The sequence below is a fragment of the Variovorax sp. GW821-FHT09B05 genome (genome assembly GCF_059418265.1).
Genome location: NZ_JBWKPN010000013.1, coordinates 163,307 through 187,722 on the forward strand (window position 1 = coordinate 163,307; position 24,416 = coordinate 187,722).

General features: G+C 70.6%; 28 protein-coding genes. 13 read left to right on the forward strand and 15 right to left on the reverse strand.

The annotated features are described in order from the left end of the window. Positions 1–7 precede the first annotated feature (7 nt). The 6 genes from AC07RM_RS29455 to kynB all read right to left on the reverse strand — a co-directional run bounded on the left by AC07RM_RS29455 (position 8) and on the right by kynB (position 5,745). Positions 8–1,258 carry an SMI1/KNR4 family protein gene (locus tag AC07RM_RS29455; protein ID WP_093348832.1) on the reverse strand — a complete coding sequence of 417 codons (1,251 nt, stop codon included), beginning with the start codon at positions 1,256–1,258 and terminating at the stop codon, positions 8–10. 65 nt (positions 1,259–1,323) lie between these two features. Beyond that, positions 1,324–1,944 carry a reverse transcriptase domain-containing protein gene (locus tag AC07RM_RS29460; RefSeq protein WP_495336774.1) on the reverse strand — a complete coding sequence of 207 codons (621 nt, stop codon included), beginning with the start codon at positions 1,942–1,944 and terminating at the stop codon, positions 1,324–1,326. Between the two features lie 9 nt (positions 1,945–1,953). Then, on the reverse strand, positions 1,954–2,709 hold the full coding sequence (locus AC07RM_RS29465; protein WP_495336775.1) for an RNA-dependent RNA polymerase family protein: 756 nt from the start codon (positions 2,707–2,709) through the stop codon (positions 1,954–1,956). A gap of 258 nt (positions 2,710–2,967) precedes the next feature. Beyond that, positions 2,968–3,816 (reverse strand): tryptophan 2,3-dioxygenase, encoded by an 849-nt coding sequence (kynA, locus tag AC07RM_RS29470; RefSeq protein ID WP_093348837.1) that lies wholly within the window; start codon positions 3,814–3,816, stop codon positions 2,968–2,970. Continuing rightward, on the reverse strand, positions 3,813–5,093 hold the full coding sequence (gene kynU, locus AC07RM_RS29475) for a kynureninase (protein WP_495336776.1): 1,281 nt from the start codon (positions 5,091–5,093) through the stop codon (positions 3,813–3,815). Before kynU ends, kynA begins: the two co-directional genes overlap by 4 nt. A gap of 13 nt (positions 5,094–5,106) precedes the next feature. Beyond that, positions 5,107–5,745 (reverse strand): arylformamidase, encoded by a 639-nt coding sequence (kynB, locus tag AC07RM_RS29480; RefSeq protein WP_093348842.1) that lies wholly within the window; start codon positions 5,743–5,745, stop codon positions 5,107–5,109. 224 nt (positions 5,746–5,969) lie between these two features. Here kynB and AC07RM_RS29485 point away from each other — a divergent pair, with 224 nt between their 5' ends. After that, positions 5,970–6,446, forward strand: coding sequence for an Lrp/AsnC family transcriptional regulator (locus tag AC07RM_RS29485; RefSeq protein ID WP_093348845.1), 477 nt, complete (start codon positions 5,970–5,972; stop codon positions 6,444–6,446). Between the two features lie 4 nt (positions 6,447–6,450). On the opposite strand, the gene AC07RM_RS29490 is transcribed toward AC07RM_RS29485, so the two are convergent. The 3 genes from AC07RM_RS29490 to AC07RM_RS29500 are packed head-to-tail and all read right to left on the reverse strand — an operon-like array spanning position 6,451 to position 8,946. Continuing rightward, a complete protein-coding gene (locus tag AC07RM_RS29490) occupies positions 6,451–6,768 on the reverse strand; it encodes a YkgJ family cysteine cluster protein (protein ID WP_203204912.1) in 318 nt (105 codons plus the stop codon). 37 nt (positions 6,769–6,805) lie between these two features. After that, on the reverse strand, positions 6,806–7,741 hold the full coding sequence (gene argF / locus AC07RM_RS29495; RefSeq protein ID WP_495336777.1) for an ornithine carbamoyltransferase: 936 nt from the start codon (positions 7,739–7,741) through the stop codon (positions 6,806–6,808). Further along, positions 7,738–8,946: an aspartate aminotransferase family protein gene (locus AC07RM_RS29500; RefSeq protein ID WP_495317198.1), complete on the reverse strand. Its 1,209-nt coding sequence runs from the start codon at positions 8,944–8,946 to the stop codon at positions 7,738–7,740. Before AC07RM_RS29500 ends, argF begins: the two co-directional genes overlap by 4 nt. Positions 8,947–9,116: 170 nt before the next feature. Here AC07RM_RS29500 and AC07RM_RS29505 point away from each other — a divergent pair, with 170 nt between their 5' ends. After that, positions 9,117–9,482 (forward strand): DUF3579 domain-containing protein, encoded by a 366-nt coding sequence (locus tag AC07RM_RS29505; protein ID WP_057590667.1) that lies wholly within the window; start codon positions 9,117–9,119, stop codon positions 9,480–9,482. A gap of 138 nt (positions 9,483–9,620) precedes the next feature. Here the strand turns inward: AC07RM_RS29505 and rpsT are convergent, their stop codons facing one another. After that, entirely contained in the window at positions 9,621–9,935 is a 315-nt protein-coding gene (gene rpsT, locus AC07RM_RS29510; RefSeq protein ID WP_495336778.1) for a 30S ribosomal protein S20, read from the reverse strand. 116 nt (positions 9,936–10,051) lie between these two features. On the opposite strand from rpsT, the gene murJ reads away from it, so the two are divergent. The 6 genes from murJ (at position 10,052) to AC07RM_RS29540 (ending at position 15,315) form a co-directional block, all read left to right on the forward strand. Then, on the forward strand, positions 10,052–11,605 hold the full coding sequence (gene murJ, locus AC07RM_RS29515; protein ID WP_495336779.1) for a murein biosynthesis integral membrane protein MurJ: 1,554 nt from the start codon (positions 10,052–10,054) through the stop codon (positions 11,603–11,605). A gap of 88 nt (positions 11,606–11,693) precedes the next feature. After that, positions 11,694–12,548, forward strand: coding sequence for a SirB1 family protein (locus AC07RM_RS29520; RefSeq protein WP_057590664.1), 855 nt, complete (start codon positions 11,694–11,696; stop codon positions 12,546–12,548). Beyond that, entirely contained in the window at positions 12,548–12,973 is a 426-nt protein-coding gene (locus tag AC07RM_RS29525; protein WP_057590663.1) for a bleomycin resistance protein, read from the forward strand. The genes AC07RM_RS29520 and AC07RM_RS29525 overlap by 1 nt, the downstream gene beginning before the upstream one ends. A 159-nt stretch (positions 12,974–13,132) precedes the next feature. After that, positions 13,133–13,564, forward strand: a complete 432-nt coding sequence (locus tag AC07RM_RS29530) for a YciI family protein (protein WP_495336780.1) — start codon at positions 13,133–13,135, stop codon at positions 13,562–13,564. Between the two features lie 31 nt (positions 13,565–13,595). Beyond that, the gene (locus AC07RM_RS29535) at positions 13,596–14,024 is read left to right on the forward strand and encodes a YciI family protein (protein WP_057590661.1); all 429 of its coding nucleotides are present in this window, start codon (positions 13,596–13,598) and stop codon (positions 14,022–14,024) included. Between the two features lie 61 nt (positions 14,025–14,085). Further along, on the forward strand, positions 14,086–15,315 hold the full coding sequence (locus AC07RM_RS29540) for an RNA polymerase sigma factor (RefSeq protein ID WP_495336814.1): 1,230 nt from the start codon (positions 14,086–14,088) through the stop codon (positions 15,313–15,315). A gap of 1 nt (position 15,316) precedes the next feature. On the opposite strand, the gene AC07RM_RS29545 is transcribed toward AC07RM_RS29540, so the two are convergent. The 5 genes from AC07RM_RS29545 to purM form a co-directional block, all read right to left on the reverse strand. Next, the gene (locus AC07RM_RS29545) at positions 15,317–16,327 is read right to left on the reverse strand and encodes a GlxA family transcriptional regulator (protein ID WP_495317190.1); all 1,011 of its coding nucleotides are present in this window, start codon (positions 16,325–16,327) and stop codon (positions 15,317–15,319) included. After that, complete coding sequence (locus AC07RM_RS29550) at positions 16,306–16,938, reverse strand: DJ-1/PfpI family protein (RefSeq protein ID WP_495336781.1); 633 nt, start codon at positions 16,936–16,938, stop codon at positions 16,306–16,308. Before AC07RM_RS29550 ends, AC07RM_RS29545 begins: the two co-directional genes overlap by 22 nt. After that, complete coding sequence (locus AC07RM_RS29555; protein ID WP_495336782.1) at positions 16,935–17,492, reverse strand: isochorismatase family protein; 558 nt, start codon at positions 17,490–17,492, stop codon at positions 16,935–16,937. Before AC07RM_RS29555 ends, AC07RM_RS29550 begins: the two co-directional genes overlap by 4 nt. A 128-nt stretch (positions 17,493–17,620) precedes the next feature. Beyond that, a complete protein-coding gene (locus AC07RM_RS29560) occupies positions 17,621–18,691 on the reverse strand; it encodes an AI-2E family transporter (protein WP_203204922.1) in 1,071 nt (356 codons plus the stop codon). Positions 18,692–18,726: 35 nt separating this feature from the next. Then, positions 18,727–19,767: a phosphoribosylformylglycinamidine cyclo-ligase gene (purM, locus tag AC07RM_RS29565; protein ID WP_495336783.1), complete on the reverse strand. Its 1,041-nt coding sequence runs from the start codon at positions 19,765–19,767 to the stop codon at positions 18,727–18,729. Between the two features lie 143 nt (positions 19,768–19,910). On the opposite strand from purM, the gene hda reads away from it, so the two are divergent. The 5 genes from hda to AC07RM_RS29590 all read left to right on the forward strand — a co-directional run bounded on the left by hda (position 19,911) and on the right by AC07RM_RS29590 (position 24,409). Beyond that, complete coding sequence (gene hda / locus AC07RM_RS29570) at positions 19,911–20,597, forward strand: DnaA regulatory inactivator Hda (RefSeq protein ID WP_281077707.1); 687 nt, start codon at positions 19,911–19,913, stop codon at positions 20,595–20,597. A 19-nt stretch (positions 20,598–20,616) separates the two neighbouring features. Continuing rightward, positions 20,617–22,233, forward strand: coding sequence for a polynucleotide adenylyltransferase PcnB (pcnB, locus tag AC07RM_RS29575; protein ID WP_093348884.1), 1,617 nt, complete (start codon positions 20,617–20,619; stop codon positions 22,231–22,233). Beyond that, positions 22,230–22,958 carry a 2-amino-4-hydroxy-6-hydroxymethyldihydropteridine diphosphokinase gene (folK, locus tag AC07RM_RS29580; protein WP_495336784.1) on the forward strand — a complete coding sequence of 243 codons (729 nt, stop codon included), beginning with the start codon at positions 22,230–22,232 and terminating at the stop codon, positions 22,956–22,958. The genes pcnB and folK overlap by 4 nt, the downstream gene beginning before the upstream one ends. A gap of 28 nt (positions 22,959–22,986) precedes the next feature. Beyond that, a complete protein-coding gene (locus AC07RM_RS29585) occupies positions 22,987–23,595 on the forward strand; it encodes a trimeric intracellular cation channel family protein (RefSeq protein ID WP_093348886.1) in 609 nt (202 codons plus the stop codon). Positions 23,596–23,764: 169 nt separating this feature from the next. Continuing rightward, complete coding sequence (locus tag AC07RM_RS29590) at positions 23,765–24,409, forward strand: DUF47 domain-containing protein (RefSeq protein ID WP_057590652.1); 645 nt, start codon at positions 23,765–23,767, stop codon at positions 24,407–24,409. Positions 24,410–24,416: the final 7 nt, after the last annotated feature.

Here is a 24,416-nt window from a genome sequence, read left to right on the forward strand (position 1 = left end):
GCGGCGGCTAGAGCCTGAACGACTGCAGGTGTTCGATGCGCTCGGCCAGCCCCTCGGGCCCGAGGTAGTGCCCCATCGAGCCGCTGCGCACCTGGATCAGCGTGCCCTCGAGTTCGGCCAGCAGCGCGTCGCGGTCGACGATGAAGGCGGCCGGCACGTCGATGCCCGCGCGCGCGCAGGCCTCGGCGATCAGCCGCGCGCTCGCGGGCGCGCCGCAGGCCACGCAGGCGACCACGGCCGTCATGTTCGGCTCCGCGCCATTGGCCAGCAGCGCGGTCGTGAGTTCGGGCGAGATCTGCCCATCGATGTTCGCCAGCACCTCGGCCGAGACCGGCGCGCCCGCGCGCACCAGCGCGGCCGCGGCCGCATAGGCGCTGCGGCTCACCGCCATGTCGGTGGCCAGCGCGCTGCCCTGCAGCGGCCCTTCGAAGCGCACGCCCGCAGCCGCGAGATCGACCACCAGCGCCGCGTCGTCGACCGCGATCGCATGGCGCAGCGCGGTGCGCGCCACCGCGGGCTGGCGGCGCAGGCTGCCGTCGGCCAGCGGCGTGCGCCAGTCGACCACGGCGCGGCAGTAGAAGGTAACCAGCTTGTCCATCAGGTCGATGTCCAGCCCGTGCGTCTGGTGGCGATCGTCGATGTAGGCCAGCAGCGCGTGGCCCGAGTAGCAGTCGCCCGTGGGTGCGAGCGGATCCTCGTCGAGGTGCAGCGCGGCGAAGGCGCCGAACAGGTCGTTCGCGACCACGCTCAGGCCGTCCTCGTGCAGCGCATGGGTCCAGGCCGGCGGCAGGCCCTGCTTCCAGGCCACGACCTGCCCGTGCTCGGCGCCGGGCTCGACCACCGTGTAGATGCGGTCGCAGTATTCGAAGCCGCCGAAGGGCAGGTGCGTGAGCTTGCCGCGCCAGCGCAGGCCGTGGGTCTGGGCGCCTTCCTCGGCCAGTTCCTGCTCGTGCTCGATCCAGCCCTGCAGGTCGCGGTAGCCGTCGCTGCCGTCCCAGAACAGCTCCGACCAGCTGATGTTCTCGATGTTGCCGTTCATCTCGAGCGCGAGGTCGTAGTCGAGGCGCCCGCCCGCCGTGAGCCGCCACAGCGCGAGCAGCGGTTCGGGCAGCGGGCCCGCGCACATCGCCTGGATCGCCGAGATGCGGTGCGCCGGCATCGGCGGCTGCGCATCGAAGATCACCCGGTCCGCGAACAGCGCCACGCCGTGTTCGCGCAGGGTGTCGAGTTCATCGGCCGAAAACTGGATGTCGTTCATGGCGCCTCCGTTGTTCCCAAAATGTAGCGCGCTGGGCCGCGGGGGCAATGGGTGCCACCCTCGGTTCAGGCGGGCGCGGCGCCGGCCGGCCACTCGATGCGATCGAACAGGCGCCGCAGCCGGGCCTGGCGTGTCGGGCTGAACTGGCCGAACCAGGCGATGCGGCCCAGCAGGTGGCCGCGGAAATCGGCGAGCCCGGCGCCGTTCTGGCTCGCGGGGCCGTGCAGCGTGCATTGATGCAGCAGCGCGCGCAGGCGGTCGAAGTCGGCGCGCGGCGCGTTGGGACGGTCGTTGACGACCACGCCGGTCACGCGCTGCTGGCGGTGCCGCGGCATGCAGCGCAGCTTGCGCGGATGGAGCTCGAAGCCCTCGTCGGCCGCGATGCCGCCGACCCAGGCCCGCAGCGCATCGAAGCGCAGGTGCAGCGACTCGTCGCCCGAGAACACCAGGTCGTCGGCATAGCGCGTGTAGGTGGCGCCGAAGACCCAGGCCAGGCCCTCGAGCCGCAGGTCGAGCCGGAAGGCGCAGAGATTGGCCAGCGCGGGCGAGCAGGGCGAGCCCTGCGGCAGGTGCGCCTCGGCCAGCCGTTTGCCGCCCATGACATCGAGCCCGCCGTCGTCGCGCAGGCGCTCGATGACGGCGGCGTCGGTGCGGTGCGTGCACAGCGCGGTGAGCGTGCGCGCCACGCCGTCGGGTTAGCCCAGCGTGCGCCAGGTGGCATGCACGCGCGAGGCGCGCACGCCGGCGAAGAAGTCGCGCAGGTCGAAGCCGATCACCACCGCCTTGCCGGCATGCGCGGCGGCATGGCTCGCGACCGAGCGGCCCGGCACGAAGCCATGTGCCGCCTCGTGCACGGGCACGCGCGCGAGCAGCGCGTCGAGGATGCGGCGCTGCGCGCGCTTCAGCTCGGGCAGCGGGATCTCGAGCAGCCGCAGGCCGCCGAGGCGCTTGGGCTGCAGCTGGTAGCGGTAGTGGCGGGCGGGACCGGGGCTCGTGCCTTGCGGCGCGCGAAAGGCCTGCGCGGGCGACGCCAGCCATTCGAGGCGCTGCGGATCGAGGTCCAGCCAGCGCGCGAGCTCGGCCTGCGTCGGCAGCGCGGGCAGCGCGAGGTGGTCGAGCGCTAGCGGGCGCGGGAACATCTGCGCGGGCCGCAGGATGATGCGCCGCACGCGCGGCGGCTCGTCCTGCTCGAAGGCCGCGTTGAATTCGGGCAGGTCGTGGATCGCTTGCGCCAGCGCGGGCAGGTCGGTGCGCCGCCATGTGGCCGGCGAGCGTCGGGCCAGCGCTTCGACGAGCGGCGCGAGCCAGGGCGCATCGCTGCCCAGCGTGGCCGCGGCCCGCGCGCGCAGGGCGCCCGGCGCGGTGCCGCCGGGCCGTGTTGCGTCGGCGAGCAGCGCGCGTGCGAGGCTGCGTGCGATCCACTCCCTGTAACTCGGTTCAGCTCGGTTCACGCGTCATGGATGAGGGCCGCGAAGCCGTTGAAGAGGGTGGCCACGGCGCTTCAACCAGCCGGTGAAGCGCCAGCTGTCCTGCGCGTGAGCGCAGTTCCGCTTGCGCGCCGGAATGGGCAACCATCCATCCACCGCGGGGGTACCCCGCAGCACGAGGCAAGGCGACGGATCGCAGGGCCTCGTCGTGTCTTGAAGCGCCGGTGCCGCGCGGATTGTAGGAGGCGAATCTTGCGCGGCCGGGTGCGGCCGCGCGGGCACTCAGAGGTCGGTGCGCAGGCGCCAGATCTCGGGGAACAGCACCACGTCGAGCATCTTGCGCAGGTAGCTCACGCCGCCCGTGCCGCCGGTGCCGCGCTTGAAGCCGATCACGCGTTCGACGGTGGTGACGTGGCGGAAGCGCCAGAGGCGGAAGGCATCCTCGATGTCGGTGAGCTTCTCGCCGAGCTGGTAGAGGTCCCAGTGCCGGTGCGGCTCGCGGTAGACCTGCAGCCAGGCGGCCTCGACGCCGTCGCTGGCCTCGTAGGGCTGGGTCCAGTCGCGCTCGAGGCGGTCGGCGGGCACGTCCAGGCCGTGGCGTGCGAGCAGGCGCAGCGACTCGTCGTAGAGCGAGGGCGAGCGCCAGGCGGCTTCGACCTGGGCCAGCAGGTCGGGGCGGTGCGCATGCGGCTTGAGCATGGCGGGGTTCTTGTTGCCGAGCGCGAACTCGATGCAGCGGTACTGCGCGCTCTGGAAGCCGCTCGAGCTCGCGAGGTAGGGGCGCATCGCGGTGTATTCGGGCGGCGTCATGGTCGACAGCACGGTCCAGGCACCGACCAGCTGTTCCATGATGCGGCTCACGCGCGCCAGCATCTTGAAGGCATCGGGCAACTGCTCGCTCGCGATGCAGGCGGTGGCGGCGCGCAGCTCGTGCAGCATCAGCTTCATCCAGAGCTCGCTGGTCTGGTGCTGCACGATGAACAGCATCTCGTCGTGCGCGGGCGAGAGCGGATGCTGGGCGTTGAGGATCTCGTCGAGGTGCAGGTAGTCGCCGTAGCTCATCGACGCGCTGAAATCCAGCTGCGCCTTCTCTTCGTGGACGATCTCTTCGGGGCGCTTCTCGGTGCTCATGTCACTGCGTTCTTGCGGTTGAATTCGGGGCGCCGCCACTCGCCGGTCTCGAGCACCTGCACCAGCTGCTCGACGGAATTCCAGACGTCCTCGAAGCCGAGGTACAGCGGCGTGAAGCCGAAGCGCAGGATGTCGGGCATCTGCGCGTCGCCGGCGCGGAAGTCGCCGATCACGTTGCGCGCGATCAGCGCCTGCACGATCGCATAGGCACCTTCGTCGCGGCTGAGGCACACCTGCGAGCCGCGGCGCGCATGCTCGCGCGGCGTGACCAGCGACAGGCCGTGGCCCGCGCAGCGCTCCTCGACCAGCGCGATGAACAGGTCGGTGAGCGCGAGCGACTTGGCGCGCAGCGCGCCCATGCCGCCGCGCTCGCCGTCGAAGGGCTCGGCCGCGAGCACGGTGTCGAGGCCGCATTCGAGCGCCGACAGCGAGACGATCGGCTGCGTGCCGCAGAGGTAGCGCGCCACGCCCGGCGCGGGCCGGTAGTGCGGCGTGAACTCGAACGGCGCCGCATGGCCCCACCAGCCCGACAGCGGCTGCTCGAAGCGACCGGCATGGCGCGTGTGCACCCAGGCGAAGGCCGGCGCGCCGGGGCCGCCGTTGAGGTACTTGTAGCCGCAGCCGATGGCGTAGTCGGCCTCGGCCTCGTTAAGCGCCACCGGCACCGCGCCCGCGCTGTGGGCCAGGTCCCAGACCGCGAGCGCGCCGGCTTCGTGCGCGGCGGCGGTGATGGCCTTCATGTCGTGCATGGCGCCGGTTCGGTAGTTGACGTGCGTGAGCATCAGCACCGCGACCTCGTCGGTCAGCGCGCCGGGCAGTTCGTCGGCCTCGATCAGCTTGAGCGTGAAGCCGCGCTCGCGGCACAGCGACTCGGCGATGTAGAGGTCGGTCGGGAAGTTGCTGCGCTCGCTCACCACCAGCTTGCGGCCGCTGTCCTTCTGCTGCGAGAGCGCGGCGAACAGCACCTTGTAGAGGTTGACCGAGGTGCTGTCGGTGCACACCACCTCGCCGGGCGCGGCGCCGACCAGGCGCGCGACCTTGTCGCCCAGGCGCTGCGGCAGGTCGAACCAGCTCGCGGTGTTCCACGAGCGGATCAGGCCTTCGCCCCATTCCTTGGCCACCACTTCGGCGATGCGCGCGGGCGCGGCCTTGGGCAACACGCCGAGCGAGTTGCCGTCGAGGTAGATCACGCCTTCGGGCAGCGTGAACTGGTCGCGCAGGGCGCGCAGCGGGTCTTGCGCGTCGAGCGCGCGGCAGTCTTCGAGGGTGGTCGTCATGGGGTCTTGTGGATCAGAGTTCGCGCAGCACGGCGCGAACGGGGGAGGCATCGGCGCTCACCAGCCTGAGCGGCAGCGCGATGAGTTCGTAGTCGCCCTCGGGCACCTCGTCGAGCACGAGGTTCTCGAGCACGCGCAGGCCGCGGCGGCGGATCGCCTGGTGGCTGTCGAGCGTCTTGCTGTCGGCCGGGTCGATGCTCGCGGTGTCGATGCCGATGAGCTTCACGCCCATGGCCGCGAGGCGCTCGACCGTGGACGGCGCATAGGCGGCGAGCTGGCCGTCCCAGCGATCGACCGGCATGGCGGCATAGGTGCGCACCAGCACCCGCGGCGGCAACTGGCTCGTGACCGCGTGGGCGATGTGCGCCCATTCGACCAGCGGGCCGCGGCCGATGGCGTGGATCACGCGGCAGGGGCCGATGAAGGCGTCGAGCGAGACGTCGCCGATGGTGGCGCCCTCGGGGTCGTAGTGCAGCGGGGCGTCGGCGTGCGAGCCCACGTGCGGCGACATCGTGATCGCGCTCACGTTGACCGGGCAGCCGGGCCCGATGGTGGCGCACCACTGTTGCGTATAGGGCGTGTCGCCCGGAAACACCGGGCTGCCCGCGTGCACGGGGGCGGAGATGTCCCAGAGTCGGCGTGGTGCGGTCATGGTGGCGAAATCGGTGTCACGAAGCGGTGTCACGAAGGGTGGGGTTCGGGTGGCAACAATGCCGGTGGGCCGAGGCAGCCAGTGTGGGCCGGATGCCGGCTTGCCACAAGCCGTTGCGCGCAGCCGGATGCTATTCGCAAGAACTGCTTGAAGTCGAGAAGTTATCCATAGGTTCGAATGAAATTGGATAATCCATTCTCAAACGACCGATTCTGGAAAAAATCATGCAAGCCGACCTCGATCGCACCGACCTCCAGCTGCTGCGCGCGCTGCAGGACAACGCCCGCCTGACCTCGGGCGAGCTCGCGCAGATGGCGCACCTGTCGCAGTCGCCGTGCTGGCGGCGCGTGAAGAAGCTCGAGGACGATGGCGTGATCGGCGGCTATCACGCGGGCCTGAACCGGCGCGCGCTGGGCTTTGGCGTGATGGCCTTCGTGATGGTGGGCATCGACCACCAGACCGAGATCTCGTCGCGCGCCTTCGAGGACGCGGTCTGCGCCATTCCCGAGGTGGTGATGTTCCACGGCATCTCGGGGCCCGAGGACTTCATCCTGGTGGTGGTGGCGAAGGACCTCGACGCCTATTCGGAGCTGCTGCAGCGCAAGCTGCACCGCCTGCCGGGCGTGCGCCACGTGCAGACCTATTTCTCGCTGCAGGAATTCAAGGGCCGCGTGGGCGGCCTGCCGGTGCCGGCGGCCTGAGTCCCTAGTGCAGGGTGTCGGGCAGCGCGCCGAGCCCGTGCCGCAGCCGCGCGCGCTGGCAGGCGTCGCTGCCGGCCTGCAGCTCGTGGCAGGGATTGGGCCGCCACTCGTAGATGCCGCAAGCCACCGACTGGCCGATCTTGCCGGTGAGGGCCGCGCAGCGCGCGGGCGTGTGGTCGGTGCCGCGCATGCGGCACAGCGCGTCGTTGACCTCGACGGCCAGGCCCGAGGGCACCCGGCCGCCGTTGTCGTCGAGCTCGTGCACGCTGAAGTCGACGCGGTAGCTGGCGCAGCAGGCGCCGCATTGCTGGCAGGCGTTCATGGCGGGCCGGTGCTGCTGAAGCGGAAGAAGAGGGGGCTCAGAGCCTGCCGAGCAGCAGGAACTCCATCAGCGCCTTCTGCGCATGCAGGCGGTTCTCGGCCTCGTCCCAGACCACCGACTGCGGGCCGTCGATGACCTCGGCCTGCACTTCCTCGCCGCGGTGCGCGGGCAGGCAGTGCATGAACAGCGCGTCGGGCTGGGCCACGCGCATCATCTCCTCGTCCACGCACCAGTCGGCGAAGGCCTTGCGGCGCGCCTCGTTCTCGGCCTCGTAGCCCATGCTGGTCCAGACGTCGGTGGTCACCAGGTCGGCGCCGCGGCAGGCTTCCATCGGGTCCTTGTAGACCTTGTAGCTGTCGCCCGAGCGGATGCCGGCGATCGACTGGTCGACTTCGTAGCCGCTGGGCGTGCTCACGTGCACGGTGAAGCCGAGGATCTCGGCGGCCTGCAGCCAGGTGTTGGCCATGTTGTTGCCGTCGCCCACCCAGGCCACCGTCTTGCCCTGGATCGAGCCGCGGTGCTCGATGTAGGTGAAGATGTCCGCGAGGATCTGGCAGGGGTGGAACTCGTTGGTCAGGCCGTTGATGACCGGCACGCGCGAATGCGCGGCGAAGGCATCGATCTTGGTCTGCTCGTAGGTGCGGATCATCACCAGGTCGACCATGCGGCTGATGACCTTGGCGCTGTCCTCGATCGGCTCGGCGCGGCCGAGCTGGCTGTCGCCCGTGGTCAGGTGCACCACGCTGCCGCCGAGCTGGTACATGCCGGCCTCGAAGCTCACGCGGGTGCGCGTGCTGGCCTTCTCGAAGATCATGGCCAGCGTGCGGTCGGTCAGCGGCTGGTGCTTCTCGTAGGTCTTGAACTTCTTCTTGATGACCGCCATGCGGTCGAACAGGTAGGCGTACTCGTCGCCCGTGAAGTCCGAGAACTGCAGGTAGTGGCGGATGGCTGGCGTCGCGCTGGCACTCGTCATTTGGGGGCGGGCTCCGAGAGGAAGGTCTTCACGATCGGCGCGAGGATGGCGACGATCTCGTCCGCCTCGGCGATGCTCAGGATCAGCGGCGGCACCAGGCGGATCACGCTGTCGGCGGTCACGCTCAGCAGCAGGCCGGCGTCGCAGGCGCGGTTGAGGATTGCGCCGCAGGGACGGTCGAGCTCGATGCCCAGCATCAGGCCCTGGCCGCGCACTTCCTTCACGCCGGGCAGGCCGCCGAGTTCGCGCTCGAGCGCGGCCTTCAGGTGGGCGCCGACGTTGGCGGCGTTCTCGAGCAGCTTCTGCTCTTCCATGATGCGGATGGTCTCGATGCCGGCGCGCATGGCGAGCGGGTTGCCGCCGAAGGTGGTGCCGTGGTTGCCGGGGCCGAAGATGTTGGCGGCCTTGGGGCCGGCCACCACGGCGCCGATCGGCACGCCCGAGCCCAGGCCCTTGGCCAGCGGCATGACGTCGGGCTTGATCCCGGCCCACTGGTGGGCGAACCACTTGCCAGTGCGGCCCATGCCGCACTGCACCTCGTCGATCATCATCAGCCAGTCGCGCTCGTCGCACAGGGCGCGCACCTGCTTCAGGTACTCGATGCGCATCGGGTGGATGCCGCCCTCGCCCTGGATGGTCTCGAAGAACACGGCGACCACGTTGGGGTTGCCCTCGGTGGCCTTCTTCAGGGCCTCGATGTCGTTGAGCGGCACGCGGATGAAGCCCTCGACCAGCGGGCCGAAGCCCTTCTGCACCTTGGGATTGCCGGTGGCCGACAGGGTGGCGATGCTGCGGCCGTGGAAGGCGGCTTCATAGACCACGATCTCGGGGCGCTCGATGCCCTTGTCGTGACCGAATTTGCGCGCCAGCTTCAGGGCGGCTTCGTTGGCTTCGAGGCCGGTGCAGCAGAAGAAGGCGTTGGTCAGGCCCGAGATCTCGGTCAGCTTGGTGGCGAGCTTCTCCTGGCCGGTCACGTGGTAGTAGTTGGAGCTGTGGATCAGCTTGCTGACCTGGTCCTGCAGCGCGGGCACCAGCTCGGGATGGTTGTGGCCCAGCGTGTTGACGGCGATGCCGCCGAGGCCGTCGAGGTAGGCGCGGCCGTTCGTGTCCCAGACTCGGCAACCCTGACCGTGCGACAGCGCGATCGGAAGGCGGCCGTAGGTGTTCATGACGTGGGGCGAGGTGGGCTCGACGGTAGCGCTCATTCGGTTCTCCAGTAAGGGAAGGCGGATTCTAGGCGGCGAGTTTGACGCTGGCGTTGAGGATTCCGCATCACAGCAATGCCCTGCGGCGGGTGGAAGGCGGGAGGGCGCGGATAGAATCCTTGTTGCACCGCAACAGCTCGCTACGGCGTGCGGTCGCCTCTTCCCAAACGATGATTTCCCCCACCGCCACCGAGATCTTCATCCAAGGCATCACGCACGACGGCCGCACCTTTCGCCCGAGCGACTGGGCCGAGCGGCTGGCCGGCGTGATGTGCTCCTTCCGGCCCGGCGGGGCCTATCCGGGCAGCCACCTGAGCTATTCGCCGTGGTGCGTGCCGACCACCATCAACGGTGTGAAGTGCGTGGTGGTGAACAGCGCGCTGCGCGAGGCCGAACCCATGGCCTGGGACTTCTGCGTGAACTTCGCGCGCGACAACGACTTGCAGGTGGCCGAGGCCTGCCTGGTGCCCGATCCGGACCACCAGCACAAGGACGGGCTCCAGCGGACCCCGCCTACGCCGGTCAAGAAGCCCTGAGCAGTCGACCGCTTTTCGTTTTTCGACAAACCGTTCGCCCATGAAAAAACCGCCCGAAGGCGGTTTTTCACTTTGCTGCAGCGCACCCCGATCAAACGGCGGACCGGCGCGAACCGGTCCGGGCTTGCCTGACAGGTGTCAGGCGGCGGCCTTTTCAGGCGCGAGGGCCAGGGCCTTGACCTTGGCCGACAGGCGGCTCTTGTCGCGAGCAGCCTTGTTCTTGTGGAAGATGCCCTTGTCGGCGACCGTGTCGACGATGCTCTGGGCCTTGGCGAACAGCTCGGTCGCCTTGGTCTTGTCGCCGGCCAGAACAGCCTTTTCGACGTTCTTGACGGCGGTACGGTACTTCGAGCGCAGCGAGGTGTTCGCTGCGTTCAGCTTGGTGTCCTGGCGGACGCGCTTGCGGCCCGACGCCAGGGGCGGGTTCTTCTTCTTGGGCTTGGTAGATGCCATGGTAGTGTTCTCTCAGTGTCTGAGGATGATGCAGCAAAGCCCTCCATTATAGGCCGGGCGGCGAAATCTGGCCAGAACCGCCATTTCATGCGCTTTGCGGGGCCTACACTCCCCCCGTGTCGCTGCTCAAATCCGCCTCCACCGTCTCCCTGCTGACCCTCGCCTCGCGCATCACCGGCCTCGTGCGCGACGTGCTGTTCGCATCGGTGTTCGGCGTCAGCGCACTGACCGACGCCTTCAACGTCGCCTTCCGCATTCCGAACCTGTTTCGCCGGGTTTTCGGCGAGGGCGCGTTCAGCCAGGCCTTCGTGCCGGTGCTGGCGGCCACGCGCACCGAGCGCGGCGATGCCGGCGCCAAGGAACTGGTCGACCATGTCGCCACGCTGCTGACCTGGATGCTGGTGCTGGTGTGCGTGGCCGGCGTGGTCGGCGCGCCGTGGCTGGTCTGGGCCATGGCCAGCGGCCTCGCGGGCTTCGATGCCGCGGTGGTCATGACGCGCTGGATGTTCCCCTACATCGGCTTCATGTCGCTGGTGGCGCTGGCGGGCGGCATCCTCAACACCTGGCGCAAGTTCGCGGTGCCGGCGGCCTCGCCGGTGCTGCTGAACATCGCGCTGATCCTGTCGATCCTGTTCGGCGCGCCGCTGTTCAGGCGCTGGGGCATCGAGCCGATCTATGCCCAGTGCGTGGGCGTGATGGTGGGCGGCGTGCTGCAGCTGGCGCTGCAACTGCCCGCGCTGCGCAAGCTCGGGCTGTTGCCGCGCATCGGCGCGAGCTTCAAGGCGCTGCGCACCGCCTGGGCCGACCCCGACACGCGCAAGATCGCGCGCCTCATGCTGCCCGCGCTGCTCGGCGTGAGCGTGGCGCAGATCTCGCTGCTGATCAACACGCAGATCGCCTCGCACCTGGCCACCGGCAGCGTGACCTGGGTCACCAATGCCGACCGGCTGATGGAGTTCCCGACCGCCATGCTCGGCGTGGCGCTGGGTGTGGTGCTGATGCCGCAGCTGGCGAGCGCGCGCGCGGCCAAGGACGACGCGCGCTATTCGTCGCTGCTCGACTGGGGCCTGCGCCTGGTGCTGCTGCTCGCGGCGCCGTGCGCGGTGGCGCTCCTGCTGTTCTCGCAGCCGCTGGTGGCGGTGCTGTTCCACAACGGCGCCTACGGTGGCGAGGACGTTCGCCGCACCACCGTCGCGCTGATGGGCTACGGCGTCGGCCTGGTCGGCATCGTGGCCATCAAGGTGCTCGCGCCCGGCTACTACGCCAAGCACGACACGCGCACGCCGATGCTGATCGCGGTCGGCGTGCTGATCCTGACCCAGGTGCTCAACCTGTTCCTGGTGCCGGTGCTGCAGCACGCGGCGCTGACCCTGACCATCGGCATCGGCGCGCTGGTCAACGCGAGCTGGCTGCTGGCGGGCCTGATCCGCCGCGGCAGCTACAAGCCCGAGCCCGGCTGGGGCCGCTTCGCGCTGCAGGTGCTCGCGGGCTCGCTGGTGCTGGCCGCGCTGCTGGCCTGGGCCTCGGGGCATTTCGACTGGATCGGCCTGCGCGAGCAGCGCTTCTGGCGCATTGGCCTGCTCGCGATGCTGGTGACCGGCGCCGCGCTGCTCTATTTCGCGGTGCTGGCCGCCGCCGGCGTACGGCTGCGCAGCTTCATGCGGCGCTGAGCCTCCGACGATCGGCACCGCCAGATGCCTTGGCAATCCGCATGTCCCCCGCCTTGACGCTGCCGGCCCCGCTCCTCTACAAAGCCACATGACGACGTTCAGCTTCCAGGTCCCCACCGCACTCGAGTATTTCGAGTCGCTCGTGCAGAGCGACGACCAGTTCCCGCTGCTCGAAGCCGCCGCCAGCATCGCGCAGGACGAATACCCCGACCTCGACGTCCAGCAGGTGCTCGGCGACGTCGACCAGCTGTTGGCCCGCCTCAAGCGCCGCCTGCCGTCCGACGCCGCGCCGCTCGCGCGGCTGCGCGCGCTGAACCAGTTCTTCTTCAACGACCTGAACTTCGGCGGCAACGTCAACGACTACTACGACCCCGACAACAGCTACCTCAACGCGGTGCTGCGCACGCGCCGCGGCATCCCGATCTCGCTCGCGGTGCTGTGGATGGAGCTGGCGCAGGGCCTGGGGCTGCAGGCGCGCGGCATCGGTTTCCCGGGGCACTTCATGCTCAAGGTGACGCTGCCCAAGGGGCAGGTGGTGATCGACCCGTTCACCGGCAAGTCGCTCTCGCGCGAGGAGCTCAGCGAGCGGCTCGAGCCCTACAAGCGCGGCAACGGCCTGGTCGGCGAATTCGACGTGCCGCTGGGCCTGTACCTGCAGCCCGCGAGCTCGCGCGAGATCATCGGCCGCATGCTGCGCAACCTCAAGGAAGTGCACCGCGCGCAGGAGGACTGGCAGCGCCTGATCGCCGTGCTCGACCGCATCATCGCGCTGCTGCCCGAGGCCTGGGGCGAGTACCGCGACCGCGGCATCGCCCATGCCGAGCAGGGCAGCACGGCCGCCGCGGTGCGCGACCTCGAGGCCTACCTGGCCCACGCCGAGGACGCGCTCGACATCGACGCCATCGCGGAGCGCGTGGCCGCGCTGCGGCGCGCGGCCAGCTGATGGCCACCCGGGCGGGCCCCACCGGCGCGCCCGCCCTCGGCGCCGTGCACGGCTTCCACGGTATGGAGCCGGTGCTGCCGGTGGCCGACGTTGGCCGCGCCGCGCGCTGGTTCTGCGAGGTGCTGGGCTTCGAGCTCGACTTCATCGCGGGCGAGCCGCCGAGCTACGGCCGCGTCAGGCAGTTGCCGGCCGGCGCCGGCCAGCCGATCTACCTGCGCCTGTGGCAGACCGGCGCGCGAGAGCCGCGTCCCTGGCGTGGCGAGTTCGTGATCCAGGTCGGCCACGACATCGACGGCCTGCATGCGGCCTACCTGAAGCGCGGCGTCACGGTCATCGAGGCGCCGGTGTCGCAGCCCTGGGGCACGCGCGAGTTCGCGATCCGCGAGCCCGACGGGCATGTGCTGCGCTTCTGCGGCCGCCCGTAGCGGCCGGCTCGCCGAAATTGAAACGCTTTTTTACAACTGGGCTGGCCGATTCCTGTCGATCCGGCCGGCCGTCGCTCGACGTGTCAACAGGAGCAGGCAGATTCGAGACTTCGACGCCGTTCCCGATTTCCACTTCCAACCCCCTCTAGGAGCAACGACATGCGATTCATGATTCTGGTCAAGGCCAATGCGGATTCCGAAGCCGGCGTGATGCCCAGCACCGAGATCCTCACCGCGATGGGCAAGTACAACGAGGAACTGGTGAAGGCCGGCGTGCTGCTGGCCGGCGAGGGTCTGCATCCCAGCTCGAAGGGCGTGCGCGTGCGCTGCGAGGGCCCGACCAAGCGCACCGTCATCGACGGTCCCTTCGCTGAAACCAAGGAGCTGCTGGCCGGCTTCTGGCTGTTCCAGGTCAAGTCGAAGGAAGAGGCCATCGAGTGGATCAAGCGCAGCCCGTTCCAGGAGGGCGAGATCGAGATCCGCCAGGTCTTCGAGGCCGCCGACTTCGGCGATTCGATGACGCCCGAGCTGCTCGCGCAGGAGGACCGCCTGCGCGCCGAGACCGAGACCCGCACCCAGGGCGGCCGCTGAGCGCCGCGCGCAAACCGCCAGGAGAACCGCCATGCGATTCATGCTGCTGATGATCCCCCACGGCTACGAGAACGCCGCGCCCGGCACCATCCCCGACGACGTCGACGCGGTGTCGGCCATGATGGCCTACAACGCATCGATGCAGGAGGCCGGCATCCTGATCAGTTGCGACGGCCTGCACCCGCCCTCGATGGGCGCGCGCGTGAGCTTCCCGGGCCGCAAGCCCACGGTGGTCGACGGCCCCTTCGCCGAGGCCAAGGAAGTGCTCGGCGGCTTCTGGATCATCGACGTGCCCTCGCGCGCCGCCGCCATCGAATGGGCCACGCGCTGCCCCGGCGGTGAGAACGAGGTCATCGAGGTGCGCCAGATCCAGGAGGTCGAGGACTATCCGGCCGAGGTGCAGGCGCTGACCGCCGAGGCCTTCCCCTCGATGCAGACCCTCAAGAAGCCCGCCAACTGAGCCGGTGAGCCAGAACCCGGGCATCGCCGCGATCCACCGCACCGTCGAGGCGGTGTGGCGCATGGAGTCGGCCAAGATCATCGCCACCGTCGCGCGCATGGTGCGCGACGTGGGCCTGGCCGAGGAGCTGGCCCAGGACGCGCTGGTCTCGGCGCTCGAGCAGTGGAGTGAATTCGGCGTGCCCGACAACCCCGCGGCCTGGCTCACCGCCGTGGCCAAGCGCCGCGCGCTCGACCGCCTGCGCCACCTGCAGCTGGCCGAGCACAAGGCCGGCGAGATCGGCCGCGAGCTCGATGCGCGGCACGAGATCGCGCAGGCCGATTTCGCCGAGGCGGTCGACACCGCGCTCGACGACGACATCGGCGACGACCTGCTGCGGCTGGTCTTCACCGCCTGCCACCCGGTGCTGTCGACCGAGGCGCGCGTGGCGCTCACGCTGCGCCTGCTCGGCGGCCTCGCCACCGACGAGATCGCGCGTGCCTTCCTGGTCACCGAGCCCACCGTCGCGCAGCGTATCGTGCGCGCCAAGCGCACCCTGGCCGAGGCGCGCGCGCCCTTCGAGGTGCCGCGCCGCGCCGAGTTCGAGCCGCGGCTGGCCTCGGTGCTCGAGGTGCTCTACCTGATCTTCAACGAGGGCTATGCGGCCACCGCGGGCGACGACTGGATGCGTCCCGCGCTGTGCGAGGAGGCGCTGCGCCTTGGCCGCATCGTGGCCGAGCTGATGCCCGCGGCGTCGGAGGTGCACGGGCTGGTCGCGCTGATGGAGATCCAGGCCTCGCGCACCGCCGCGCGCGTCGGTCCCTCGGGCGAGCCGGTGCTGCTGCTCGAGCAGAACCGCGCGCGCTGGGACCACGTGCTGATCCGCCGCGGCCTGGCCGCGCTGGCGCGTGCCGAGGCGCTCGGGGGCGCGCTCGGCCCCTATGCGCTGCAGGCCGCCATCGCCGCCTGCCATGCGCGGGCGCGCACGGCCGAGCAAACCGACTGGGGCCGCATCGCCGCGCTCTACGACGCGCTGGCCCAGCTCGCGCCTTCGCCGATCGTCGAGCTCAACCGCGCGGTCGCGCTGTCGATGGCCTTCGGCCCGGCCGCGGGGCTCGAGGTGGCCGATGCGCTGCTGGCCGAACCCGCGCTGCAGGGCTACCACCTGCTGCCGACGGTGCGCGGCGACCTGCTGTTCAAGCTGGGTCGGCTCGACGAGGCGCGGCGCGAGTTCGAGCGCGCGGCCGGCCTGACGCGCAACGGCCGCGAGAAGGCGCTGCTGGCCGCGCGCGCACGCGCCTGCCTCGGCTGACTCAGCCGCGCGCCAGCCCGCCCGCGTCCGACGGCGAGCCCGGCAGCCCGAACTGGTGCCATGCGCGGCGCAACTGGGTGTCGGAACCGAAGCCCGACAGCTCGGCCGCCCGCGTCACGCTGGCGCCCGAGGCCAGCGCCAGCTGCGCGGCCGCCAGCCGCAGCCGGCGCAGGTAGGCCAGCGGCGCCACGCCCGCATGCTCGACGAACAGCCGCGTGAGGTGGCGCGCCGAGGTGTGGGCCACCTCGGCCATGCGCGGCACGTTCCAGTCGGCCTGCGGCCGTTCGCTGACCGCGTCCTGCACGCGGTGCAGCGCGGCATGCAGGTGGTTGCGGTAGGCCAGGAAGGGCGAGAGCTCCGGGTCGTGCGGGCCGCGCCGCAGCGCCACCACCATGGTCTGCGCGACCTGCGCCGCCAGCGCCTCGCCGCAGGTGTCGGCGATGCGATGCAGCAGCAGGTCGATGCCGGTGGTGACGCCGGCGCTGCTGTAGACCGGCGGATCGAGCACGAACACCCGGTTGCCCACCACCTCGCAGCGCGGCTCCACGGCGCGCAGCTCGTCGAGGTGATGGTGGTGCGTGGTGGCGCGCCGCCCGGCCAGCGCGCCGGCATGCGCGGCCAGCAGGCTGCCGGCGCAGATGGTCAGCAGCTCGAGCCGGCCCGCCTCCAGCCGCAGGCCGCGCAGCCAGTGCAGCAGGTCCTGGGTCTCGGGCGTGTCGATCGGGATCGTGTCGCCCGGCATGCCGACCAGCACCACCCAGGCGGCGCTGTCGGCACCATCGGCGGCGGGCAGGTCCGGCAGCGGCGCCAGCCCGGTCAGCGCGATGCCGACCGAGCCGACCGTGTCGGGCCGCGGGCTCGCGAACTCGATCGCGAAGCGCGGCGGCGCACCGGTGGCGCGCAGCCGCTGGTTGGCGATGCGCAGCGCCTCGGCCGGCCCGGCCCAGTCGAGCACCAGGCTGCCGGGCAGCAGCACGAAGACGACGCGGATCAGGGTGGGTTGTGCGTCCATGCGTAGTCCATCTGGCGCGCGGTGCGCTCGGCCAGTTCGCGGCCGGCCAGGCGCTCGACCAGATGCAGGCTCATGTCGATGCCAGCACTGATGCCGGCCGAGCTCAGGATCCGGCCGCCGTCGACCCAGCGCACGCCTTCGCGCACCTCGAGCGCGGGGAAGCGTTCGCGCAGATCGGCCAAGTCCTCCCAGTGCGTGGTGACGGCCTGGTCGGTGATCACGCCGCTGGCCGCGAGCAGGAAGACGCCGGTGCAGACCGAGGCCACCAGCCGCGCACCCGCGGCCTGCCGCGCGATCCACTGCAGCGTGGCGGCGCTCGCGAGCGGCGCGTCGACCACGCCGCCGGGCACGAGCAGCAGGTCGGCCTGCGGCGCGTCGGCCAGGTCGTGCGCGGCCAGCAGCTGCAGCCCGGCGCGCGCCTGCACCGGCCGCGCGGGCGCGCCCTCGGCCACGGCCGCGACCTCGAAGGGCGCCGGTTCGTCCGGCCGCAGCTGCCGGTGGACGCGGCTCGCGGTGGTGAACACCTCGAACGGGCCCGCGAAGTCCAGGGCCTCGATGCCGTCGAAGGCCAGGATCAGCACGCGCAGCGCGGCGCCCGGTGAAGAACTCATGCCGCGCGTTCCAGTGCCTGCGCCACGTTGCAGATGGTCGCGAAGCGCCCCGCCAGCACGGTCGCGGTGCGGGCCTTGATGTCGGCGGCCGAGAGCGGCGTGCCGTCGGGCTGCACCATGTCGAAGGTCAGCGTGGCGTCGGTCACGTAGTCGACCTCCCAGCCCAGGTCCGAGGCGTGGCGCGTGGTGGTCTCGCAGCACTGCTCGGTGCGGATGCCGCTCACGATCAGCCGGCCGATGCCCTGCTGGGTGAGCCAGATGTCGAGCCCGCTGTTGACCAGCGCGCTGTGGCGGTGCTTGGTGAAGGTGGCGGCGGCCTCGAAGCCGGCCACGCCCTCGATCGGGCGCACGAAGCCCGATTCGACCGCGAAGGGGTTGGCGGCGGTGCTCGGGCCGTCGACGTGGTAGATGCGCACGATCGGCAGGCCGGCTTCGGCCGCGCCGGCGATCAGCGCGTTCTGCGCCGCGAAGTAGGGCGCCGCGACGCCGTCGTTCCAGTACGGGCGCTGGCGGAACGATTCCTGGGCGTCGATCACAATCAGACAGGTCTTCATGGCGGATTCCGATGGGGCAAAGTGAATGATGCCCCCGATTCTTCAGCGATCGAGCCGAGCCGGCCGCTCGGGAGCGGACCAGAATCGATCAGATCAGGACATCGCCCGGCGCGCAGGGCGCCGCCGCCTCAGACCAGGCCGCCGGCCTGCAGCTCTTTCTTGAGGTAGGCGTAGAACAGCGGCGCGGCCACCAGCCCGGCCGGGCCGAACACCGCCTCGGCCACGAACATCACCGCCAGCAGCTCCCACACGCTCATCTGCGTGCGGCTGCCCACCACTTTGGCGTTGATCACGTACTCGGCCTTGTGGATCAGGATCAGGAAGGCCAGGCAGGCCGCCGCGGTCACCGGCGACACCGACAGCGCCACCAGCGTGATCACCGCGTTGCACACCAGGTTGCCCACGATCGGCACCAGCCCGGCCACGAAGGTCAGCGTGATCAGCGCGGGCGTGTAGGGCAGGTGCGGGCCCCACAGCGGCATCAGCACCAGCAGGAAGATGGCGGTCAGCAGCGTGTTGAAGGCGGCGATCCAGAACTGCGCCGCGACGATCTGGCCGAAGGCCTGACCGAACATCGTGATGCGCTGGTGCAGTTCCTCCGACAGCGGCCGGCGCGGTCCGCGCGCATGCGCCACCGCGGCCAGCCCGCCGATGATCAGCCCCACGTAGGCGAACAGCAGCGCCCCGAGCCAGGCCCGGCCGGTGAGCGCCAGCATGCCGGCCTGGGCGCGCATGTAGTTCGCCACCATGCGCTGGATCTCGGCCGCACCCTCGGGCAGGTAGACCGCGATCTCGGGCGGCAGCTTCAGCCGCAGCTCGAGCACCGTGCGTGCCGTGTAGTCGAGCAGCTCGCGGTACTGGTCGGGCGCGTCGATGATGTATTCCCGCGCCTGCGAGAGCCCCAGCGTGATCAGCGCGATCGGTGCCAGCAGCACCAGCGTGACCGCCACCACGCGCGCGATGCCGTCGCCGCGTGCGCGCAGCGGCGCGACGCGCGCCAGGCCGCGCCCGATCAGCCGCGCGAAGAAGCGCGTGGCCAGGAAGCCGATGCAGGCGCACAGCAGGCCCGGCAGCAGGTGCTGCCACATCACGAGCATCAGGCCCGCGAGCATCAGCAGATAGCTGGCGATCACCACGTTGCGCGGGGCGCTGCGTGGCGGCACGGGAGCGATGGGGGCAGTGGGCAGGGGCTTGGTCATCCGGGAGGGCGCTCGCGCGTCGAAACCCGGTTCGTTCAGGCGACGACCACGGCCGCGCCCTCGCCGCGCTCGGCGATGACGCCGATCTCGTGCACCGTCTCGCCGGCGGCGCGCAGCGTGGCGGCGCAGGCGGCGGCCTCGGCCGCGTCGATCACCACCACCATGCCGATGCCGTTGTTGAAGGTGCGGTTCATCTCGATGTCGTCGATGCCGGCCACCTTCTGCAGCCAGGCGAACAGCTCGGTCTGCGGCCAGCTGCCCTTCTTCAGGTGGGCGGCCGTGCCTTCGGGCAGCACGCGCGGGATGTTCTCGAGCAGGCCGCCGCCGGTGATGTGGGCCAGCGCCTTGATCGGGTGCTTGCCGAGCGCCTCGAGCACCGGCTTCACGTAGAGGTGGGTGGGCTCCATCACGGCCTCGCGGAAGGGCTTGCCGTCGAGGGTGGCGGGCAGGTCTGCGCCGGCGCGCTCGATCACCTTGCGCACCAGGCTGAAACCGTTGGAATGCACGCCGGCCGAGGCCAGGCCCAGCACCACGTCGCCGGGCTTGACGCCCTGGCCGGTCAGGATCTTCGATTTCTCGACCGCGCCGACCGCGAAGCCCGCCAGGTCGTACTCGCCGGCCGGGTACATGCCGGGCATTTCGGCGGTTTCGCCGCCGATCAGCGCGCAGCCCGAGAGCTCGCAGCCGCGCGCGATGCCGCCCACCACCGCCGCGGCGGTGTCGACGTCGAGCTTGCCGCAGGCGAAGTAGTCGAGGAAGAACAGCGGCTCGGCGCCCTGCACCAGCACGTCGTTGACGCTCATGGCCACCAGGTCGATGCCGACCGTGTCGTGCATGTTCCATTCGAAGGCCAGCTTGAGCTTGGTGCCCACGCCGTCGGTGCCGCTCACCAGCACCGGCTCCTTGTAGCGCTTGGGCACCTCGAACAGTGCGCCGAAACCGCCGATGCCGGCCAGCACGCCTTCGCGCATGGTTTTCTTCGCGAGCGGCTTGATGCGGTCGACCAGCGCGTCGCCGGCATCGATGTCGACGCCTGCGTCCTTGTAGCTGAGCGGAGTGGGCAGAGGGGAGGTCATGGCTGGTTGGAGGCGAGAGGAATGGAAAGCGCACCGGCCGCGATGGCACCCCGGGGGGAGGGTCAAAGGGCGAAACGGCCGGGCCGATAGAATTCCGGACGATTTTACGGGCGTTGACCGCCCCCTCCATGAACCTTCCCGGGATGAAACAGCTCGCGCTCGATATCGGCATCGCGACGGGCCCCAGCTTCGACGCCTTCTTTGCCGGCCCGAACGAGGCGGCGCTGCGGCACCTGCAACTGTGGGTGGGCGGCGCCGGCAGTCCGGCGCTCCACTCGCCCGTGCCGACCTACCTGTGGGGCGAAAGCGGCAGCGGCAAGACCCATCTGCTCGAATCGGTGCGCGTGGCGCTGCGCGAGCAGGGCGCCAGCGTGGGCTGGCTGCACGCCGGCCTGCTGGAGCCGCCCGAGTTCGACGAGCGCTGGGTCGCCGTGCTGCTCGACGACGTGCACCTCTACACCGCCGTGCAGCAGCACGCGGCCTTCAACTGGTTCGTCAACGCGCAGAGCCTGCAGCGTGGCGTGGTGGCCGCGGGCGCGCTGCCGCCGGCCGACCTGCCGCTGCGCGAGGACCTGCGCACCCGCCTCGGCTGGGGCCACGTGTTCCACCTGCAGGTGCTCGGCGAGAGCGAACGACGCGCCGTGCTGCGCCAGGCCGCCGATGCGCGCGGCGTGATGCTGTCCGACGATGTCCTCGACTACATGCTGCACCGCTTCAGCCGCGACCTCGGCAGCCTGATGGAGCTGCTCACGCAGCTCGACGGCTATGCGCTGCAGACGCAACGCGCGATCACCATTCCGTTGATCCGCTCCATGCTCGAAAACGAATAAGAAGAACCCTTCTCAACCAATGATCAAGAAATTCATCGACAAGCTGCTCGGCAAATCCGCCGGCGGCGCACAGGGAAAGAGCCGCTTCGGCAAGCGCGAGGAAGTGCCGGCGGAGGTTCACCGGATCGATCCGGCCCTGGTCGACGAACGCGCGAAGAACGTGGTCACCACCCTGCAGCAGGCCGGCTTCGAGGCCTACGTGGTGGGCGGCGCGGTGCGCGACCTGCTGCTGGGCCTGCGGCCCAAGGACTTCGACGTGGCGACCAATGCCACGCCCGAGCAGGTCAAGGGGCTGTTCCGGCGCGCCTTCATCATCGGGCGGCGCTTTCGCATCGTGCACGTGGTGTACGGGCGCGGCCGCGAGCACGAGGTGATCGAGGTCTCGACCTTCCGCGCCTACATGGACGCGGCCGCGGCCGGCCAGGTCAGCGGCAACGAGCGCACCAGCAAGGGCGAGCTCGCGGGCATGACCCATGCCGTGGACGCCAGCGGCCGCGTGCTGCGCGACAACGTCTGGGGCCCGCAGGAGGAAGACGCCGCGCGCCGCGACTTCACCGTCAACGCGATGTACTACGACCCGGCGCGGCAGGTGGTGATCGACTACCACCACGGCATCCGCGATGCCCAGAAGCTGGTGCTGCGCATGATCGGCGACCCGGCCGTGCGCTACCGCGAGGACCCGGTGCGCATCATCCGCGCCATCCGCTTCTCGGCCAAGCTCGCGGCCCTGGGCTTCAAGCTCGAGCCCAAGACCGGCGCGCCGCTGGTCGAGTCGAGCAAGCTGCTGGCCGACGTGCCGCAGAGCCGCCTGTTCGACGAGATGCTCAAGCTGCTGCAGACCGGCCACGCGATCGCCACCGTCGAGCAGCTGCGCAAGCTGGGGCTCGCCAAGGGCATCTACCCGCTGCTCGACGTGGTGGTGGAGCGCGCCGACCTGCCGTTCGTGAAGGCCGCGCTGCAGGACACCGACCGCCGGGTCGGCGAGGGCAAGCCGGTGGCGCCGAGCTTCCTGCTGGCCTGCGTGCTGTGGGCCGACGTGCGCGACGGCTGGGCCCAGCGCCAGGAAGGCCGCAACGGCCAGCGCGCGCAGCCGCCGTTCCCGGCGCTGCAGGACGCGATCGATGACGTGTTCAACGCGCGCATCGGCGACGTCTCGGGCCGCGGCAAGCTGGCCGCCGACATGCGCGAGATCTGGATGATGCAGCCGCGCTTCGACAAGCGCACCGGCTCCACGCCCTACAGCCTGGTCGAGCAGGCGCGCTTTCGTGCCGCCTTCGACTTCATGCGCCTGCGCGCCGACGTCGGCGAGGTCAGCGAGGCCATCGCCGAGTGGTGGCAGGAGTTCAGCACCTCGGACGACACGCGGCGCCAGGACCTGCTGGACCAGGTGCGCGACGAACAGAAGACGCGCCAGCGCGTGCGGGTGCGCAACACCGCGCCTGTGGCGGCCGCGCCCGGGGGCGCAGCGCCCAGGAGCGCCGCTGCGCGCAATGACGAGCGCGAGGACGACGAGACGACCGAAGGCGAGGGCGGCGCCGTGCCGCCCGATGGCGAGCCGGCTGCGCCGCGCAAGCGCCGGCGCCGTCGCAAGCCGCGCACCGGCGGTGAGGGCGGCGCGCCAGCCGCATCCGAATGAGTACCGCCAAGCGCCCGCCGGGCGGCAAGGCTGCGCCGGGGCGCAAGCCCGCGGGGGGTGGCGAGGGCCGCCGCCAGGCACCGCGCGATGCCCGCGATGGCGATGCGAAGCCCGGCCGCGCGCCCGGCCGCGGCGCCAGTTCCGCCGGTCCGGCCCGCAAGGGCGCGGCGCCGGCGCGCAAGCCGGCCGGTCGCTCGGGCGGCTCCGGTCCGGCCCGGCCCCCGAGCCGGTCCCGCGACGAGTACCCCACGGTCCAGGCCTTCATCGCGATCGGCGCCAACCTCGGCGATGCCGCCGCGGCGGTGCGCGCCGCGATCCTCGCCATCGGCGCGATCGAGCGCACCACCGTGACGGCCAGTTCCTCGCTCTACCGCAGCGCGCCGGTCGATGCCACCGGTCCCGATTTCATCAACGCCGTGGTCGCGGTGCGCACCGGCCTCACGGCCGAGGCGCTGCTGGCCGACCTGCAACTGCTCGAGCTCGAAGCCGGGCGCGAGCGGCCGTTCCCGAACGCGCCGCGCACCCTCGATCTCGACCTGCTGACGCACGGCAACACGGTCAAGGACACGCCCGCGCTCACGCTGCCGCATCCGCGCATGCGCGAGCGTGCCTTCGTGCTCAAGCCGCTGGCCGAGATCGCGCCCGACAAGGTGCCGCGCGCCGCGCTGGCGCGGGTGTCGAAGCAGGTCATCGAGCGGCTGCGCGACACCGACGCCAAGGCCTGAGCGAAGGTTTCGGGGGAGGGCGGGCGCCGTGCTGCTGTACGTCCTCGATCTCGCCGGCGTCGCGGTGTTCGCCGTCAGCGGCGTGCTGGCCGCGGCCCATGCGGGGCTCGACTGGCTCGGCGTGGTCGTGATCGCCTCGGTCACCGCGGTCGGCGGCGGCACCCTGCGCGACCTGCTGCTCGACCGCCATCCCGTGTTCTGGATCCGCGACACCCGCTATGCCTGGGTGATCCTCGCCGTCTCGGCGCTGGCCATCGCCTGGCTGCACGCGTTGCCGGTGCCGCAGCACGCGCTCGCGGTGGCCGATGCGCTGGGCCTCGGGCTGTTCGCCGTCATGGGCGCGCAGGTGGCCGAGGAGCAGCGCCGCGGCGCGCTGATCGTGGTGCTGACCGGCACCATGACCGGCGCCGCCGGCGGCCTGCTGCGCGACGTGCTCACGGGCCACGTGCCGCTGCTGCTGAGCGGCGGCTTCTACGGCTCGGCCGCCATCGCGGGCATCGTCGCCTACCTGCTGCTGCAGGCGGCGGGCCTGCCGCGGCGCTGGGCCTTCCATGCCGGCATCGCGCTGGTCGTGGCGCTGCGGCTCGGCGGCATCTACGGCGGATGGCAGCTGCCCGTGCTGAAGCTCGCGGCCTGAGTTCTCTTTTTTTCGGGCCGGAGTGCGGCCGCGGCCGCCGTGCCTCGCGCATATACAACGAAAAGATCAACCCCCCAAGGTCCGGATCGCACGATCCGCCCGTTTAAACTTCGCGGGTTTTTTCATCAAGGCGTCATCAAACTGTGATTGACGTCCTCCAGGAGTCGCCATGTTCGGCAAGCTGCTGCCCCGCGAGGGCAATTTCTTCGAGATGTTCAACCAGCACGCCGAGCGCATCGTCGAGGCGGCCCGGGCCTTCGAGCAACTCGTCACCAATTACAACGACGTGCACCTGCGCGAGCAGTACAACCGCGACGTCGACAACGCCGAGCGCGCGGCCGACCGCGTCACGCACGACGTCAACCGGCTGATCCACAAGACCTTCATCACGCCGATCGACCGCGAGCAGATCCACAAGCTCATCAACACCATGGACGACGTGGCCGACCTGATCCAGGACTCGGCCGAGACCATGGCGCTGTACGACGTGCGCCACATGACCGACGAGATCGTGCGCCTCACCACGCTGAGCGTGAAGTGCTGCGACCGCCTCAAGGACGCCGTGAAGTACCTCGGCAAGATCGCCGACCCGGCGGTGGCCGAGGCCACGCTGAAGACCTGCGAGGAGATCGACCGCCTCGAGTCCGACGCCGACCGCGTGATGCGCAGCGCCATGAGCAAGCTGTTCCGCGAGGAGCCCGACGTGCGCGAGGTCATCAAGCTCAAGGCGATCTACGAGCTGCTCGAGACGATCACCGACAAGTGCGAGGACGTGGCCAACGTGATCGAGGGCATCGTCCTCGAGAACTCCTGAGCGGGCA